Origin of the sequence: Streptomyces flaveolus (genome assembly GCF_044765825.1) — a bacterium.
Taxonomy (GTDB): Bacteria; Actinomycetota; Actinomycetes; order Streptomycetales; family Streptomycetaceae; genus Streptomyces; species Streptomyces flaveolus.
Genome location: NZ_JBIWKU010000001.1, coordinates 178,957 through 196,385 on the forward strand (window position 1 = coordinate 178,957; position 17,429 = coordinate 196,385).

The following is a 17,429-nucleotide window of genomic DNA, read 5'->3' on the forward strand; positions in this document are numbered from 1 at the left end:
CGAAATTCACCGCTCTCCGGACGAGCGCGCCGCCGAGGCACGCCGTCGCATCGTGTTCCGACTCCGGGGGTTCCGTTTGGGCCCGGAGCCCCCGGTTCCCCCCGTTCCCCGCTTTCTACCAAAGCGAGGTTGCCGCAGCGCAAGCGCCGCCCGCGCACCGGGCTCGTCGCGGGCGAAGGCGATGAGCAGACCGATGGCGAACATGGTCGGCAGCAGGGCGGATCCTCCGTAGGAGAACAGCGGGAGGGGGACACCGGCGATCGGCAGCAGCCCGAGGACCGCACCGATGTTGATCACGGCCTGGGCCGTGATCCAGGTGGTCACGCCTCCCGCGGCATACCTGACGAAGGGGTCCTCCGTGCGTCCGGCCACGCGGATACCCGCATAGCCTAGAGCCGCGAACAGGGCGAGCACCGACAGCGTCCCCGCCAGGCCCAGTTCCTCACCGGTGACGGCGAAGATGAAGTCGGTGTGAGCTTCGGGGAGTTCGCCCCATTTCTCCACGCTGGCGCCGATCCCGGATCCGAACAGTCCGCCCGAGGCGAGGGCGTAGATGCCGTGCACGGCCTGCCAGCAGGAGTCGCCCGGTCCGGGGTCGGTGGCGCCGATGCAGTTCAGCCGGGCCATGCGGTTGGGGCTGGTCTTGATGAGGAGCACGCCGAGCAGCGCGGCGACGGAGAGCACGCCGGCGAACAGCCGGGTGGGCGCGCCCGCCAGCCACAGCAGACCGAAGAGGATCGCCGTGAGGATGATCGCCGTCCCCATGTCGCCGCCGATCATGATCAGCCCGAGCAGCATGAAGGCGGCCGGCACCAGGGGCACGAGCATGTGCTTCCACTGGGTCAGCAGCTTCTTGTCCTGCTTGCGCGCGAGCAGGTCGGCGCCCCACAGCACCAGGGCGAGCTTGCCGAACTCGCTCGGCTGGATCTGGAAGGAGCCGCCCAGGGAGATCCAGTTCTGGTTGCCGTTGACCGCCATCCCTATCCCCGGCACCTGCACGAGGATCATCAGGAAGACGGCCGCGGCGAGGATGGGGTAGGCCAGTGCCCGGTGCAGTTTCACCGGCATCCGCATCGCGGCCACCAGCAGCCCGGTGCCGATGAGGGCGGCCAGGAACTGCTTGCGGAAGAAGTACGAGCCCGGCAGGGAGAGCTGGAGCGCGGTGATCTGGGAGGCCGAGTAGACCATCACGAGGCCGAGCACGGTGATCAGCAGGCTGCCGCCGAAGATCAGGTAGTAGGAGGTCAGTGGCCGGTCCCAGGCGCGGCGGAGACGGAGATAGAGGCCGAGGACCGGGTTCTCGTGCGGCGGCCCCGACGCGGGCGGCCGTTTGACGGCCCGCTGCACGGGCGGACGTCCGGTGCGGCTACCGGGCATCGCGGCCTCCGCTGTACATCGGCCTGGACCGTCCCACGCGTCCCTCCCGAGATCACCCGGCGCAGGAGCGGCCGGGTCAGGCGCCGAGTTCGCGAACGGCTTCCGCGAACGCGTCACCGCGCTTGTTGTAGTTGGTGAACATGTCCATGGAGGCACAGGCCGGAGCCAGCAGCACCGTGTCGCCGGGCCGCGCGAGCCGCCGGGCCTCCTGGACGGCCTGGAGCATCGCCCCAGTGTCGGTCCGGTCGAGGTCGACGACGGGTACTTCCGGGGCGTGTCGCGCCAGGGCTTCGCGGATCAGCGCGCGGTCGGCGCCGATGAGAACGGCGCCGCGCAGTCGCTTGGCCGCGCCCGCGACAAGCTCGTCGAAGGTGGCGCCCTTGGCCAGTCCGCCCGCGATCCACACGATCGACTCGTAGGCCGCCAACGAGGCCTCGGCGGCATGGGTGTTGGTCGCCTTGGAGTCGTCCACGTACGCCACCTCGTCGACGTCGGCGACGTGCGCGATGCGGTGGGCGTCGGGCGTGAAGGCCCGCAGTCCGTCGCGGACGGCGGCCGCGGAGACGCCGAAGGCGCGGGCGAGGGCCGCCGCGGCAAGGGCGTTGGCGATGTTGTGCGGGGCCGGCGGGTTGACGTCGGAGACCTCGGCGAGCTCCTGGGCGTTCTTCTGCCGGTTCTCCACGAAGGCGCGGTCGACCAGGATGCCTTCCACGACGCCGAGTTGGGAGGGACCGGGGGTGCCCAGGGTGAAGCCGATGGCCCGGCAGCCCTCTTCGACGTCGGCCGCGCGGACCAGGTCCTCGGTGGCCTTGTCGGCGACGTTGTAGACGCAGGCGACGCGATTGCCCTCGTAGACACGGCCCTTGTCGGCGGCGTACGCCTCCATGGAGCCGTGCCAGTCGAGGTGGTCGGGGGCGAGGTTGAGGACCACGGCCGAGTGGGCGCGCAGGGAGGGCGCCCAGTGGAGCTGGTAGCTGGACAGCTCCACGGCGAGGACGTCGTACTCCTCCTCGCCGGTGACCGCGTCCAGCAGGGAGACGCCGATGTTGCCGACGGCGGCCGTGCGCAGGCCGGCCGCCTTCAGGATGGAGGCCAGCATCTGGACGGTGGTCGTCTTGCCGTTGGTGCCGGTGACGGCCAGCCAGGGCGCGGCGTCGGGGCCGCGCAGGCGCCAGGCCAGTTCGACGTCGCCCCAGACCGGGACGCCCGCCCGGTGGGCCGCGGCGAACAGCGGCTTGTCCGGCTTCCAGCCGGGTGCGGTGACGATCAGCTCGGTGCCCTCGGGGAGCGTGTCGCCGTCGCCGAGGCGCACGGTGACACCGAGCGCCTCGAGTTCGGCCGCCTGCGTCCGCGCGCGCTCGTCGTCGCCGTCGTTGACGACGGTGACGTGCGCGCCGAGGCCGTGCAGGACCTTGGCCGCCGGGACGCCGGAGACGCCCAGCCCGGCGACGGTGACGTGCTTGCCCGTGAATTCCGAAGGCACCGAGGAGGTCACTTGTCCGCTGCCCATCCCGCGTAGAAGAGGCCGAGTCCGACGATCACGCAGATGCCCTGGATGATCCAGAAACGGACCACGACAAGGACCTCGGACCAGCCTTTGAGTTCGAAGTGGTGCTGAAGTGGCGCCATCCGGAAGACGCGCTTGCCGGTGAGGCGGAAGGAGCCGACCTGGATGACCACCGACATGGTGATCAGGACGAACAGGCCGCCGAGGATGGCCATCAGCAGTTCGGTGCGCGAGCAGATCGCGAGACCCGCCAGCACGCCGCCGAGCGCGAGCGAACCGGTGTCGCCCATGAAGATCTTGGCCGGCGAGGTGTTCCACCACAGGAAGCCGAGGCAGGAACCCATCAGCGCGGAGGCGACCACCGCCAGGTCGAGCGGGTCGCGCACCTCGTAGCAGGCGCCCGGGTTGGTCAGGGTCAGCGCGTTGGCGCAGGACTCCTGGAACTGCCAGACGCCGATGAAGGTGTAGGCGCCGAAGACCAGGACGGAGGCGCCGGTGGCGAGCCCGTCGAGGCCGTCGGTGAGGTTCACGCCGTTCGACATGGCGAGGATCATGAACAGCGCCCAGACCACGAACAGCACCGGGCCGATGGTCCAGCCGAAGTCGGTGATGAACGACAGCTTGGTGGACGCCGGGGTGTTGCCGCGGTTGTCCGCGAACTGGAGCGCGAGGACCGCGAAGGCGATGCCGACGATGAGCTGGCCGGCCATCTTCGCCTTGGCCCGCAGGCCCAGCGAACGCCGCTTGACGATCTTGATGTAGTCGTCGAGGAAGCCGACCAGGCCCATGCCGACCATCAGGCCCAGCACCAGCAGACCCGAGAAGGTCGGCCCCGCGTCGGCCTCCTCGTCCAGGTAGCCGGTGATCACCTTGGCCAGGAAGTAGGCGATGACCGTCGCCAGGATGAAGGCGATACCACCCATGGTCGGCGTACCGCGCTTGCTGGCGTGCTCGCGCGGGCCGTCGTCGCGGATGTACTGGCCGTAGCCCTTGCGGGCCAGCAGCTTGATCAGCAGCGGGGTGCCGACCAAGGTCAGGAAGAGGCCAATGACTCCCGCGAACAGGATCTGCTTCATCATCGGGCGGCGACCTCACCCTCGGCGCCGGTCTCGAGCAGCGCCGTGGCGACGCTCTCCAGCCCCACCGAACGGGACGCCTTCACGAGTACGACGTCCCCCGGGCGCAACTCGCTGCGCAACAGGTCGATCGCCGCCTGTGCGTCGGACACGTGCACCGACTCCTCACCCCACGAACCCTCGTTATATGCGCCCAGTTGCAGCCATCGGGCTTCCCTGCCCCCGACCGCGACGAGCTTGCTGACGTTGAGCCGGACGGCGAGCCGTCCGACCGCGTCGTGCTCGGCGAGCGCCTCGTCCCCGAGCTCGGCCATCTTGCCGAGCACCGCCCACGTCCGGCGTCCCTTGCCCATGGCGACCAGCGCACGCAGCGCGGCCTTCATGGACTCGGGGTTCGCGTTGTAGGCGTCGTTGACGACCGTCACGCCGTCCGGGCGCTCGGTGACCTCCATCCGCCAGCGGGAGAGGGAGCCCGCCTCGGAGAGCGCGGTGGCGATCTCGTCTGCGGACATGCCCAACTCGTGGGCGACGGCGGCCGCGGCGAGCGCGTTCGACACGTGGTGCTCACCGTACAGGCGCATGGTCACATCACTTGCACCGGAGGGTGTGTGAAGGCTGAAGGAAGGCTGTCCGCTGTCCGTGAGTCGCACGTTCTCGGCGCGAACGTCCGCTTCGTCGGACTCTCCGAAAAGGATCACCTTCGCCTTCGTACGGGAGGACATGGCGCGTACGAGGGCGTCGTCCGCGTTGAGGACCGCGACGCCGCCCTCCTCGGCCGGCGGAAGCGCCTCGACGAGTTCGCCCTTGGCCTGGGCGATCTGCTCCCGGCCGCCGAACTCGCCGATGTGGGCGCTGCCGACGTTGAGGACGAGGCCGATCCTCGGCGGGGTGAGTTCGGTGAGGTAGCGGATGTGGCCGATGCCGCGGGCGCCCATCTCCAGGACGAGGAACTTCGTCTCGTCGGTGGCGGTGAGGGCGGTCAGCGGCAGCCCGATCTCGTTGTTGAGCGAGCCCGGTGTGAACACCGTCGGCGCCTTGCGCTGGAGGACCTGCGCGATGAGGTCCTTGGTGCTGGTCTTGCCGGCGGATCCGGTGAGGGCCACGAGGGTGGTGCCGAGGCGCCGTACGACGTGGCGGGCGAGGGCACCGAGGGCGGCCTGGACGTCGTCCACGACGATCGCGGGCACGCCGACGGGGCGGGAGCCGAGCACGGCCACCGATCCCGCCTCCACGACCGCCGACGCGAAGTCGTGGCCGTCCACGCGTTCGCCGACGAAGGCGACGAAGAGGCTGCCCGGCCCGGCCTCCCGGGAGTCCCGGACCACTGGTCCGGTGACCTCGACGGACGCGTCCGGTATGTCGTGCATCTGCCCGCCGACGACTTCTGCGATCTCGGCGAGGGAGAGGGCGATCACAAGTTCATCCCCTGGGTCTTCAGGATTTTCATCCCTGGGTCTTCCGGATGGCTTCGCGAAGCACCTGGCGGTCGTCGAAGGGGCGGACCACTCCGGCGATGTCCTGGCCCTGCTCGTGGCCCTTGCCCGCCACCAGCACGGTGTCTCCGGGCTGGGCCCGGGCGACGGCGGCGGCGATCGCGGCGGCCCGGTCCTCGAAGACCTGGACCTCGCCGCGCTCGTGCGCGGGCACGGACGCCGCGCCCTGCAGCATGGTGGCGAGGATGGCCAGGGGGTCTTCGGAACGGGGGTTGTCGGAGGTCAGTACGGCCGTGTCGGCGAACCGGGCCACGGCGGCGCCCATCGGCTCCCGCTTGGTGGTGTCCCGGTCGCCGCCGCAGCCGAGCACGGCGTGCAGCTTCCCCCCGGTCACCTTGCGCAGGGCCCGCAGCACGGACTCGACCGCGTCGGTCTTGTGGGCGTAGTCGACCACCGCGAGGTAGGGCTGGCCCTCGTCCACGCGCTCCAGCCGGCCCGGCACGCCCGGCACGGCGGCGATGCCGTCGGCCGCGGTCTGCGGGTCGAGGCCGGCGGCGGCCAGGGCGGCGATCGCGGCGAGGGTGTTGGCCACGTTGAAGGGACCGGCCAGGGGCGACCTGGCGGTGATCCGCTCGCCCTTGGGGCCTACCGCGGTGAACGTCGAGTCCATCGGTCCGACCGTGACGTCCTCGGCGCGCCAGTCGGCGTCGGGGTGGCCCTCGGCGGAGTAGGTGACGACGGGGACCGTGGCCTCGTTCACGAGCCGGCGGCCGTACTCGTCGTCGGTGTTGACGACCCCGAGCCTGCTGCGCTCCGGCGTGAACAGCTGCGCCTTGGCCTGGAAGTAGTCCTCCATGCCGGAGTGGAACTCCATGTGCTCCGGGCTGAGGTTGGTGAACACCGCCACGTCGAAGACGCAGGCGTCCACCCGGCCGAGCACCAGGGCGTGGCTGGAGACCTCCATGGCGACCGCCTCGGTGCCGCGTTCGCGCATGACCGCGAACAGGGCCTGGAGGTCGGTGGCCTCGGGCGTGGTGCGCTCGGACTTGATGCGTTCGTCGCCGATGCGCATCTCGACCGTGCCGATGAGGCCGGTGGTCCGCGCGGTGCGCAGGCCGCCCTCGACGAGGTAGGCGGTGGTGGTCTTGCCGGAGGTGCCGGTGATGCCGATCTGGAGGAGATCGCGGCCGGGGTGGCCGTAGATCGTGGCCGCCAGTTCGCCCATCCGCGCACGCGGGTCGTCGACGACGAGCGCCGGCAGCCCGGTGGCGGCGACGCGTTCCGCGCCGGCCGGGTCGGTCAGCACGGCGGCGGCGCCGAGTCCGGCGGCCTGGGTGACGAAGTCGGCGCCGTGGGCGCGGGCTCCGGGGAGGGCGGCGTACAGGTCACCGGGGCGGACGGCGCGGGAGTCATGGGTGATGCCCGTGACCCCCGCGGTGCTGTCCGGCGCGGTGACACCCAGCTGATCGGCGAGTTCCGCGAGGGGTGTGGCGGAGACCTGCACCGGCCGGGGCGGTCCCGGATATGTCACGGGGTGGCCCTTCTGGGTGGATTGGGACTGATCAGCGTGTGGCACGGCGGTGAGCGTACCGGGCCCACCCGCCTCCGGGCGAAGTGAGGGGCGGGGGCTGCTCTGGTTCCCGGGATCCGGGGTGATCGTTGTCACGGATGGTTCCTGGTGGCTCGGTGCTGGCTGAGTGCGGGGATCTCTCGGCCGGTCAGGGCTTGAAGTCGACCGGAAGCTTGGCGGGTGCGGCCCCGGTCGGCGGGACCTGAAGGGTCTTCAGCGCGAACTCCATGACCTGCTTGTAGATGGGGCCGCAGATCTGGCCGCCGAAGTAGTTGCCCGCGGTGGCGTTCTGGATGGCGCAGTAGACGGTGACGCGGGGCTTGTCGGCGGGGGCGAACCCGGCGAACGACGAGGTGTAGCCGTTGTACTTGCCGGTGGCCGGATCCACTCGGTTGGCCGTGCCCGTCTTGCCCGCCACGCGGTAGCCGGGGATGCGCGCCTTGGTGCCGGTGCCTTCCTCGTCGTCGACGACGGACTCCAGCATCTGCGCGAGGGTCTTGGCGGTCTTCTCGCTGACCACACGGGTCTTCTTGGGCTCGGGAGCCGGGGTGAAGTGTCCGTCGTCCCCCTTGGTGCCGCGCACGAGCGTGGGTTCGACGCGGACGCCGCCGTTGGCGATCGTCGAGTACACGGAGGCCGCCTGGAGCGCGGTCACGGAGACGCCCTGGCCGAAAGGAATCGTGTACTGCTGCGAGGTCGACCACTGGTCGGGCGGCGCGAGGATGCCCCTGGTCTCGCCGGGGAAGCCGAGCCCGCTGTAGTCGCCGAGGCCGAACTTGCGCAGGTAGGAGTAGAGCACCCTGTTGGCCTCCTGCTGGGTCTTGCCCAGCTCGCCGGTGGCCATGATCGTGCCGATGTTGCTGGACTTGGCGAGCACGCCGTTGAGCGTGAGGTACCAGGTGCGGTGGTCGATGTCGTCCTTGAAGAGCCGGTCGCCGCGCTTGAGCCGGTTGGGGACGGTGATGTGGGTCGCCGGCGTGGCGACGTTCTCCTCCAGCACGGCCGCCATCGACAGCACCTTGGCGGTGGAGCCGGGCTCGAAGGCGTCCTGGAGGGCACCGTTGCCGAGCGCCTCGGGGTTCGCGTGGGCCAGGTCGCCCGGGTCGAAGCCGGGTGAGTTGGCCATGGCCAGGATCTCGCCGGTGCGGGTGTCCTGGACGATGACGTAGCCGCCGTCCGCCTTGGACTCCTCCACCTGCCGGCTGATGGCGTCCTGCGCGGCCCACTGGATGTCGCGGTCGATGGTGAGCTCGACGTCGCTGCCGGGTACGGCGCGCGTCTCGGAGGCGCCGGCGGTGGGCACCTGGCGTCCGCCGGACTGCACGTAGCGGATCTCGCCGTCCTTGCCGGCCAGCGTCTCGTTGAGCTGCCGTTCGAGGCCGCCGCCGCCCTTGCCGTCGGCGCCGACCCAGCCCAGGACGCCGGCGGCGAGGTCGCCGGCCGGGTACACGCGCTTGCTGCTGGGGTCGGCGAGGACGCCCGCGAGGACGTTGACGGCGGACTTGTCCGTCTCGGCCTTCTTGCCGAGCGCGGCCTTCAGGTCCTTGATCTGGTTCCAGACCTGCGGGGTCTGCCGCTGGGCGAGCCGGACGTAGCGCAGCTTCTTGTTCGCCGGGCGGAGCCGGTCGACCAGTTCCTGCTGGTCCGTGCCGAGGATCGGCGCGAGGAGCGCCGCCGCCTGTTCGGGGCCGTCGCCGATCTTCAGTGCCTCGCGGGTGAACATCGTGGGGTCGGCCGTGATGTCGTAGGCGTCCACGGTGGTCGCGAGGGCCACGCCGTTGCGGTCGGTGATGCCGCCGCGGTCGGCGGTCAGGGTGTGCACGACGTAGCGGTTCTGCTCGGCCTTGGCGGCGTAGGTGCCGGCGTCGACGGCCTGCACCTGGAGCAGGCGTACGACGAAGGCGGCCAGGACGAGGGTCAGCGCGAGGCCGATCATGCGCAGCCGGGGCCGGGGGCTGCCCAGCCGGATGGTGCGGGGGGCGCGCGCCCGGGGCGGGCCGGGCCGGCGGGCCGGGCGGGCGCCGGGTCCAGGCTGCCGCCGGGCACCGGGACGGACGGGCCTCGCGGGTCCGGGCACACGGCGGCGCGGCGGTTCCCTGTCGGACACTTCCGTCACCTGCCGGGAGTCGGGGTCGGGGTGGCTGGGACCGCCGGGGCGGACCGCGCGATCAGCGCCTCCGGGGCGAGGACGAGCGGGACGGTGTTGACCGCCGCCGGGCTGGGCGAGCCCTTGACGGTGCCGTCGGGGGCGAGGAAGGCGGGATCTCCGCCGGGCACCATGCCGAGTTCGCGGGCGCGGTACTGCAGGGCCTGCGGAGCGGAGTAGGAGTCGATGTCCCGCTGCAGCGCCTGTTCCTCGTCGGTGAGACTCTTCGTCTCCCGTTCGAGGTCGTCCAGCTGGAACGAGCCCTCGCTCAGGGCGGAGTTCAGGACCAGGAGCCCGATGAGACCGCCGCCCAGCAGGAGCACGACGAGGAGGACGAAGGGTGCCCGGGCGGCCTGGCGTCCGCCGCCGGGCGGAAGCAGCCGGGCGAGCCGGGCGGCCCTCCCCTTCAGCTGAGGTTTCCCGCTCACTCGCCCTCCCCTCGGTCCGGGTGACACACCCGCACCCGCCTGGCCTGCCTCACTCGTTTCACCCGATGGACTCCCTGACCCGCTCGGCTCCGCGCAGCCGTGCCGGTGCCGCCCGCCGGTTCTCCGCGATCTCCTCCTCGGTGGGAAGTTCGGCACCGCGCGTGAGCAGCTTGAGCCGCGGCTGGTAGCGCTCGGGGACGACGGGCAGTCCGGGCGGCGCGGTGGTGGCGGCACCGGCCGCGAACACCTGCTTGACCAGCCGGTCCTCCAGGGAGTGGTACGACAGCACGGCGATCCGTCCGCCCACGGCGAGCGCCTCGACGGCGGCCGGGATCGCCCGTTCCAGGACGGACAGTTCGCCGTTGACCTCGATGCGCAGGGCCTGGAAGGTGCGCTTGGCCGGGTTGCCCCCGGTGCGCTTGGCGGCCTGCGGCAGTGCGGCGCGGATCAGCTCCACCAGCCGGGCGCTGTTGCTGAACGGCTCCTTCTCGCGCTCCCGCACGATCGCGGAGACGATCCGCTTGGCCTGCTTCTCCTCGCCGTAGGCCCGCAGGATGCGCACGAGCTCGCCCGGAGGGTAGGTGTTGAGGACCTCGGCGGCGCTCATGCCGGTCGTCTGGTCCATGCGCATGTCGAGCGGGGCGTCCTGGGCGTAGGCGAAGCCCCGGTCGGCCTCGTCGAGCTGCATGGAGGAGACGCCGAGGTCGAACAGCACGCCTTGGACGCGGGGGACGCCGAGCCGGTCGAGGACCTCGGGCAGCTCGTCGTAGACGGCGTGCACCAGGGTGGCGCGCTCCCCGTACGGGGCGAGCCGCTCGCCGGACAGGCGCAGGGCCTCCTTGTCCCGGTCGAGGGCGACGAGACGGGCCTCGGGGAAGCGGTCGAGCAGCGCCTGGCTGTGCCCGCCGAGCCCGAGCGTGCAGTCCACCACCACGGCTCCCGGCTCCTGGAGGGCGGGTGCCAGCAGGTCCAGGCACCGCTGGAGCATCACCGGGACGTGTCGACTCTGGCTCAAGTGGGGCGGCCTCTCGGGTCCGGCACGGCGTCACGCACCGCCGGGTCCCCTCCCGCTCGCTCGTGAAGGGGAGGCCTGCCGGCGCCGGAAGCGTCAGCCGGCCAGGAGCGGGAGGAGGCCGAGCCGTACGTACGCGCCGCGCACGTGGGGAGATCTGGTGGGACATCGCCCAGGTCTCCGGGGTGTTCAGTCCAGCAGGGAGAGCTTCGCCTCCCGCTTCGCGTCACTTTAGTCCACCCTGTCGCCCGGTCAATCAACCGGCCTGCGCGTCGCGGACGCCGGCGTCCGCAAACCGGTGCGACGGGGCTTTTCACCCGTACAGGCGCATTCTCACGCGCTGTGGATTGGCTCACAACAAGCCGTGATGGCGTTCTTTGTCCCTCTTCACAGCGGGCCCGGGGCAGGAGCGGCCAGTAACGTCATGGTTATGACGACTTCCGCATCGGTTCCCGCAGGCTCAGAATCCGCCATAGTCGGCGACAGCACCGTCACCGACCGGCTCGTCGAGGCGAACGAGCGCTATGCCGCCGCGTTCACCGACCCCGGGATGGACGCCCGCCCGGTCCAGCGCGTCGCGGTCGTGGCCTGCATGGACGCGCGGCTCGACCTGCACGCCGCGCTCGGCCTCCACCTCGGTGACTGCCACACCATCCGCAACGCGGGCGGTGTCGTCACCGACGACGTGATCCGCTCCCTCACCATCAGCCAGCGGGCGCTGGGCACCCGCAGTGTGGTCCTCATCCACCACACCGGCTGCGGCATGGAGACCATCACCGAGGAGTTCCGGCACGACCTGGAGCTGGAGGTCGGCCAGCGTCCCGTGTGGGCGGTGGAGTCCTTCCGGGACGTCGAGCAGGACGTCCGCCAGTCGATCGAGCGGGTGCGGACCTCACCGTTCCTGCTGCACACCGAGGACGTGCGCGGTTTCGTCTTCGACGTGAAGACGGGCCGGCTGAGCGAGGTCACGCCCGCCTGACCCTCGCCGCCTCGGCCGCTCCCGTGCCGGCCGTCCCCGCCGCGCAAGACCCGCAAAGGTCGTAAGACCCGACATATCGAGGTCAGTTGTCCACAGGCGAGTGACACGAATCGGTAACGGCGGCAAGAATGCGGGGAAGTGGTGTCGCGCGGAACTGTTTCCGCGCGGCGCCCGTGATTCGGGGTGGGCCGGCCGGCCGTACGGGGCCGGCCAGGAATGCTGGGGTACCCCTCGCTTCCCAGGGAGCGCGGGGCAAGGCCGAGGAGGGCCGGGTGACGACCTATGACGATCAGGCGAGCCATGGGGGCGCCCCCGCGCGAGCGTATTCGAGCGTGGGGGATGATCTGACCGCCGTGGTCGAGCGGGTGCGTGGTTCGGTGGAAGGCGTGATCGAGGGCAAGCCCGAGGTCGTACGGCTCTCGCTGACCGTGCTGCTCGCCGAGGGACATCTGCTGATCGAGGACGTCCCGGGAGTCGGCAAGACCATGCTGGCCAAGGCGCTGGCGCGGTCGATCGACTGTTCCGTGCGGCGGATCCAGTTCACGCCGGACCTGCTGCCCTCGGACATCACCGGGGTGTCCATCTGGGACCAGCAGCGCCGGGACTTCGAGTTCAAGCCGGGCGCGATCTTCGCCCAGGTGGTCATCGGCGACGAGATCAACCGCGCCTCGCCGAAGACGCAGTCCGCGCTGCTGGAGTCGATGGAGGAGCGCCAGGTCACCATCGACGGCCAGACCTACGAGCTGCCCGCCCCCTTCATGGTGGTGGCGACGCAGAACCCGGTCGAGATGGAGGGCACCTACCCGCTGCCGGAGGCCCAGCGCGACCGCTTCATGGCCCGTGTCTCCATCGGCTATCCCAGCCCGGACGCCGAGCTGCAGATGCTGGACGTGCACGGCGGGGTGAACCCGCTGGACGACCTTCAGCCGGTGGCGCACGCGCACGAGATCCTGAAGCTGATCGAGGCGGTCCGGGGCGTCCACGTCGCGGACCCGGTCCGGCGGTACGCGGTGGACCTGGTCGCCGCGACGCGGACCCACCCGGATCTCAGACTCGGCGCCTCACCGCGCGCCACGCTGCATCTGCTGCGCGCGGCGAAGGCGTCCGCCGCCCTGAGCGGCCGGGAGTACGCGCTGCCCGACGACGTGCAGGCGCTCGCCGTCGCCGTCCTGGCGCACCGCCTGCTGCCCACCGCCCAGGCCCAGCTCAACCGCCGTACGGCCGAGCAGGTCGTCCAGGAGATCCTGCAGCGCACCCCGGTGCCCGCGGCGCCCCAGCAGCAGACCGGCTACGGCATGGGCCGCGGTGAGCCGGCGTACGGCCAGCAGCCGCCGCGGAGGCTGTGATGGACGCCGGGGGGACGGGCCGGGCGGAGGGCGACCGCGGTGAGGCGGGCGGTGTCCGCACCGCCCTGGCGGGACTGACCACCCGCGGGCGTTCCTTCCTGGCCGCCGGCGTCGCCGCCGCGATCTGCGCGTTCGTGCTCGGGCAGGACGACCTGCTGCGGGTCGGGCTGCTGCTGGGCGTGCTGCCGCTGGTGTGCGCGACGGTGCTCTACCGCACCCGCTACCGGGTCGCGGGCAGCCGCCGCCTCTCCCCCGGGCGGGTGCCCGCGGGCAGCGAGGCGCGGGTCCATCTGCGCATCGACAACGTCTCGCGGCTGCCCACCGGTCTGCTGATGCTCCAGGACCGGGTGCCCTACGTGCTCGGGCCGCGCCCTCGTTTCGTGCTCGACCGGGTGGAGCCGGGCGGCCGCCGTGAGGTGTCCTACCGGGTCCGCTCCGACCTGCGGGGCCGCTATCCGCTGGGCCCGCTCCAGCTGCGCCTGACCGACCCGTTCGGCATGTGCGAGCTGACCCGGTCCTTCTCCACGTACGACGACCTGACCGTGATCCCGCGCGTGGAGCCGCTGCCGCCGGTGCGGCTGAGCGGCGAGGCGACGGGGTACGGCGACGGGCGGCAGCGTTCGCCGGCACTGGCGGGCGAGGACGACGTGATTCCGCGCGGGTACCGCTACGGCGACGACCTGCGCCGCGTGCACTGGCGTTCCACCGCGCGCTACGGGGAGCTGATGGTGCGCCGCGAGGAGCAGCCGCAGCGCGCCCGGTGCACGGTGTTCCTGGACACCCGGGCCGCGGCCTTCGAGGGCGCGGGCCCCGACTCGGCCTTCGAGTGGGCCGTGTCGGGCGCGGCATCGGTGCTGGTGCACATGCTGGAGCGCGGGTACTCCGTCCGGCTGCTCACCGACACCGGTGACTCGGTGCCCGGTGAGGGCGCCGACGGGTTCGCGGGCGTGAGCCAGGGGACGGCCGACGCGGCCGGGCTGATGATGGACACCCTCGCCGTGATCGACCACTCCGACGGCACGGGCCTGTCCCGGTCCTACGACGTGCTGCGCGGCGGGAACGAGGGGCTGCTGGTGGCGTTCTTCGGCGATCTGGACGAGGAGCAGGCCACCGTGGCCGCCAGGATGCGGCAGCGCAGCGGCGGCGCCGTCGCCTTCGTGCTGGACAGCGAGACGTGGCGGCGGGAACCCTCCGACGTGCCCGGCCCGTCGGACGGGAGCGGGGAGCGGCTGCGGATGCTGCGCGAGGCGGGCTGGAGCGCCGTGGGCGTGCCACGGGGCGCCGGCCTGGAGGAGCTGTGGCGGCTGGCGGACCGGGAGCGCACGGGCCTCGCGGCGGCGAGCGGCCGGGAGGGCACACGATGAGCGGACGGCCACGACCGGCACCGCGGGGTCGGGCGGCGACGCGTCGTGAAGAGGGGGCGTGGTGAGCGGGCGGGCACGGCTGGCGTTGTGGGCGTGGGGGGCCACGCTGATGGCGGCGTGCGCGCTGCTGCCCCTGGTCGACCCGGCCTTCTGGATCCTGGAGGCGGCGGTCCTGCTGGCGGTCCAGTCGGGGGTGGGTGCGGCGGCCCGCCGCGTGCCGCTGGCCCGGCCGCTGACCATCGCCGCGCAGGCCGTGGTCGGGCTGATGCTGCTCACCCTGGACTTCGCCCGTCAGCAGGCCCTCGCCGGGCTGATCCCCGGTCCGGAGGCCTTCCGGCACTTCGCCGAGCTGCTGCGGCAGGGCGGCGACGACATCGCGCGCTACGCGATCCCCGCGCCGCTCGGCTCCGACGGCATCCGTCTGATGCTGGTCGGCGGCGTGCTGGTGATCGGCCTGCTGGTGGACACCCTCGCGGTGACCTTCCGCAGCGCGGCCCCGGCGGGGCTGCCGCTGCTGGCGCTGTACTCCGTGGCCGCGGGGCTGTCCGACGGCTCCGCCGACTGGCTGTGGTTCCTGGTCGCGGCGGCCGGCTATCTGATGCTGCTGCTGGCCGAGGGCCGCGAGCGGCTCTCGCAGTGGGGCCGGGTCTTCGGCGGGGCACCGCGCCTGCCGGGCGGCGACCGCGGCGGCGCGGTGGCCCCGGTGCGCACCGGGCGCCGTATCGGCGCGCTGGCACTGGGCGTGGCCCTGGCGGTGCCGCTCGCGCTGCCCGCGATGGACGGCGGACTGCTGGACGGCGCCGGGACGGGCGTCGGCTCCGGCACCGGGGGCGGCGGCACGATCTCCGCGGTGAACCCGCTGGTCTCCCTGCGCGACAGTCTCAACGTCGACGAGGACCGCCAGGTCCTGTCCGTGAAGACCGACTCGAGCGACATCTCCGGCCTGTACCTGCGGATCGTGTCCCTGGACGACTTCGACGGCAGCACCTGGAAGCCGTCCAAGCGCACCATCACCGCCGTGCCGGGGGGCACCTTCCCCACGCCGGCCGGCCTCGGCCCCGACATCGAGCGGGTGGAGACCGAGACCACGATCTCGGCCGCGGACTGGTACGCCCAGGACTGGCTGCCGATGCCGTACCCGCCGAGCGGCGTCCGGATCGGCGGCAACTGGCGCTACGAGCCCGTCGGCATGACGCTGGTCGGCGACCACGGCCAGAACACACGCGGGCTGACGTACGAGGTGCGGAGCCTGGACGTGCGGCCGACGGCGGAGCAGCTGGCCGCGGCACCGCGGCCGCCGGCGGCCCTGCGGCGGGAGTACACCGAGCTGCCGGACTCGCTGCCGCCGGTGGTGGCGCAGACCGCCCGGGACGTGACCGAGGGGGCGTCGAACCCCTATGAGCAGGCGGTCGCGCTCCAGGAGTACTTCGCGATCACCGGTGGGTTCGAGTACGACACCCAGGTGCAGGTCGGCAGCGGTTCGCAGGCGATCGCCCGCTTCCTGAAGGACAAGCAGGGCTTCTGCGTCCACTTCTCGTTCGCCATGGCGGCGATGGCCCGTTCCCTGGACATTCCGGCGCGGGTCGCGGTCGGGTTCGCGCCGGGCTCCCCGCAGGCGGACGGTTCGGTGTCAGTGGGGCTGCGGGACGCGCACGCCTGGCCCGAGCTGTACTTCGAGGGGGTGGGCTGGACCCGGTTCGAGCCCACGCCGACGCGGGGTTCGGTGCCCTCCTACACGGTGGAGAACACGCCGGGCAACGCGGTCCCCGACCCCGCGCTGCCGTCCCGGGACGCGACGTCGGAGCCGTCGGCGGCGCCCTCGACGAGCGAGAGCTGCTCGGCCCAGCAGAGGAAGCTGGAGGCCTGCCCGGGTGAGTCGGCGGCGGCGGTGCCGGTCGCGGGCGGCGGCGGACCGAAGTGGTACGCGGTCCTGGCCTGGTCGCTGGGCGGGCTCGCGGTACTGGTGCTTCCGCTGGCACCGATGCTGTGGCGGATGCGGATCCGGTCGGTCCGGCTGGGGGCGCACGGGCGGAGCGAGGCGGACGCGGTGCCGCACGTCCTGGCGGTGTGGGAGGAGCTGACCGACACGGCCTGGGACTTCGGTATCCCGCCGGAGGAGTCGCAGACGCCGCGCAGGGCGGCGGCCCGGATCGTCCGGCTCGGGCAGCTCGACGCGGCCGCGGCGGCCGGGGTGCACCGGGTGGCGGACGCCGTGGAACAGGTTCTCTACGCGCCCCGGCCGCGTCCGGCCGCGGGGCTCACGGAGGACGTGCACCGCGTGAGCGCGGGCCTGCGGGCCACGGTCAGCCGCGGGACGGCCCTGCGCGCGCGGTTCGCCCCGCGTTCCACCGTCCGGGTGGTCTGGGCCGCGTCCGCCCGGTGGGCGGCCCTGAAGCGGCGGGTCTCGGCGGCCCGGCCGACGCTGCGGAAGGCGTCGGGGCAGCAGGGCTGAGTCTCCCGAGCGGAAGAGGCACCGGGTCCGGCCGTCACCCGACGGTCCGGGCCCGGTGCCGGTGCCGCGCCTTGAGAGAAGGGGCAGCCGCACGCGTGAGGGGACAGCGAAACGCGTGAGGGGGTGACCACCGATTCGGTGGTCACCCCCTCACGCGACTGTCGTGGTGGGCCAAGAGCCGGCTACTGACCGCCTTGCTGCTCGTCCCGGCGCCGCTGCCAGCGCTCCTCGATGCGGTCCATCATGGAGCGTCTTTGCCGCGCCTGGCGGCCTGCCTGTGGTCCGGCGCCCACGGCTCCCGCTGCGGGCTGCTCGCCCGGCTTGGGAGCCTTGCGCCAGCCGGTCACGGCGAGGACCGCACAGCCCAGCATGACGAGGAAACCCACCACGCTGAGCCAGACCTGCTTGGCGACCATACCGGCCATGAGGAGCGCAATTCCCACGAGGAAGCCCGCGACCGCCTGGTAGACCCGCCGCCGGGTGTACGTACGCAGCCCGCTTCCCTCGAGCGCCGACGCGAACTTGGGATCTTCGGCGTACAGCGCTCGCTCCATCTGCTCGAGCATGCGCTGCTCGTGCTCCGAGAGCGGCACGGAGTCCTCCTCATCGTGCAGTCGCCGGGGCGACCCGGGGGGTCCCTTCAGGATAGGCAGGGAATCGCCCCCGTGAAACCCGCCCCTCTACGCCAATTGGCCAACCGGACTCCGTCATGGCCGCGCCGGCTCGCTGACATTCCCAT

The 17,429-nt window shown here is 72.2% G+C and carries 13 protein-coding genes; 4 read left to right on the forward strand and 9 right to left on the reverse strand.

Annotated elements, in window-relative coordinates; all coding sequences use genetic code 11:
• Positions 1 to 6: 6 nt before the first annotated feature.
• The 8 genes from ftsW to rsmH all read right to left on the reverse strand — a co-directional run bounded on the left by ftsW (position 7) and on the right by rsmH (position 10,528).
• Positions 7 to 1,377 (reverse strand): putative lipid II flippase FtsW, encoded by a 1,371-nt coding sequence (gene ftsW, locus ACIRG6_RS00795; RefSeq protein ID WP_364677811.1) that lies wholly within the window; start codon positions 1,375 to 1,377, stop codon positions 7 to 9.
• A gap of 76 nt (positions 1,378 to 1,453) precedes the next feature.
• Positions 1,454 to 2,860 (reverse strand): UDP-N-acetylmuramoyl-L-alanine--D-glutamate ligase, encoded by a 1,407-nt coding sequence (gene murD, locus ACIRG6_RS00800; protein ID WP_318218199.1) that lies wholly within the window; start codon positions 2,858 to 2,860, stop codon positions 1,454 to 1,456.
• 8 nt (positions 2,861 to 2,868) lie between these two features.
• The gene (mraY, locus tag ACIRG6_RS00805) at positions 2,869 to 3,960 is read right to left on the reverse strand and encodes a phospho-N-acetylmuramoyl-pentapeptide-transferase (RefSeq protein ID WP_189228554.1); all 1,092 of its coding nucleotides are present in this window, start codon (positions 3,958 to 3,960) and stop codon (positions 2,869 to 2,871) included.
• Positions 3,960 to 5,375 carry a UDP-N-acetylmuramoyl-tripeptide--D-alanyl-D-alanine ligase gene (locus tag ACIRG6_RS00810; RefSeq protein ID WP_318218200.1) on the reverse strand — a complete coding sequence of 472 codons (1,416 nt, stop codon included), beginning with the start codon at positions 5,373 to 5,375 and terminating at the stop codon, positions 3,960 to 3,962. Before ACIRG6_RS00810 ends, mraY begins: the two co-directional genes overlap by 1 nt.
• A 28-nt stretch (positions 5,376 to 5,403) precedes the next feature.
• Positions 5,404 to 6,924 carry a UDP-N-acetylmuramoyl-L-alanyl-D-glutamate--2,6-diaminopimelate ligase gene (locus tag ACIRG6_RS00815; RefSeq protein ID WP_403320096.1) on the reverse strand — a complete coding sequence of 507 codons (1,521 nt, stop codon included), beginning with the start codon at positions 6,922 to 6,924 and terminating at the stop codon, positions 5,404 to 5,406.
• A 187-nt stretch (positions 6,925 to 7,111) separates the two neighbouring features.
• Positions 7,112 to 9,079 (reverse strand): peptidoglycan D,D-transpeptidase FtsI family protein, encoded by a 1,968-nt coding sequence (locus ACIRG6_RS00820; protein ID WP_403320097.1) that lies wholly within the window; start codon positions 9,077 to 9,079, stop codon positions 7,112 to 7,114.
• Positions 9,076 to 9,537, reverse strand: coding sequence for a hypothetical protein (locus tag ACIRG6_RS00825; RefSeq protein ID WP_318218203.1), 462 nt, complete (start codon positions 9,535 to 9,537; stop codon positions 9,076 to 9,078). The genes ACIRG6_RS00820 and ACIRG6_RS00825 overlap by 4 nt, the downstream gene beginning before the upstream one ends.
• 58 nt (positions 9,538 to 9,595) lie before the next feature.
• The gene (gene rsmH / locus ACIRG6_RS00830) at positions 9,596 to 10,528 is read right to left on the reverse strand and encodes a 16S rRNA (cytosine(1402)-N(4))-methyltransferase RsmH (protein WP_381688463.1); all 933 of its coding nucleotides are present in this window, start codon (positions 10,526 to 10,528) and stop codon (positions 9,596 to 9,598) included.
• 451 nt (positions 10,529 to 10,979) lie between these two features.
• On the opposite strand from rsmH, the gene ACIRG6_RS00835 reads away from it, so the two are divergent.
• The 4 genes from ACIRG6_RS00835 (at position 10,980) to ACIRG6_RS00850 (ending at position 16,690) form a co-directional block, all read left to right on the forward strand.
• Complete coding sequence (locus ACIRG6_RS00835) at positions 10,980 to 11,528, forward strand: beta-class carbonic anhydrase (RefSeq protein WP_359398412.1); 549 nt, start codon at positions 10,980 to 10,982, stop codon at positions 11,526 to 11,528.
• 272 nt (positions 11,529 to 11,800) lie between these two features.
• Positions 11,801 to 12,874: an AAA family ATPase gene (locus ACIRG6_RS00840; protein ID WP_403320098.1), complete on the forward strand. Its 1,074-nt coding sequence runs from the start codon at positions 11,801 to 11,803 to the stop codon at positions 12,872 to 12,874.
• Positions 12,874 to 14,238 (forward strand): DUF58 domain-containing protein, encoded by a 1,365-nt coding sequence (locus ACIRG6_RS00845; protein ID WP_364677802.1) that lies wholly within the window; start codon positions 12,874 to 12,876, stop codon positions 14,236 to 14,238. The genes ACIRG6_RS00840 and ACIRG6_RS00845 overlap by 1 nt, the downstream gene beginning before the upstream one ends.
• A gap of 109 nt (positions 14,239 to 14,347) precedes the next feature.
• On the forward strand, positions 14,348 to 16,690 hold the full coding sequence (locus ACIRG6_RS00850) for a transglutaminase TgpA family protein (RefSeq protein ID WP_403320747.1): 2,343 nt from the start codon (positions 14,348 to 14,350) through the stop codon (positions 16,688 to 16,690).
• A gap of 182 nt (positions 16,691 to 16,872) precedes the next feature.
• Here ACIRG6_RS00850 and ACIRG6_RS00855 read toward each other — a convergent pair whose 3' ends face one another.
• On the reverse strand, positions 16,873 to 17,283 hold the full coding sequence (locus ACIRG6_RS00855) for a DUF3040 domain-containing protein (protein ID WP_225633584.1): 411 nt from the start codon (positions 17,281 to 17,283) through the stop codon (positions 16,873 to 16,875).
• Positions 17,284 to 17,429: the final 146 nt, after the last annotated feature.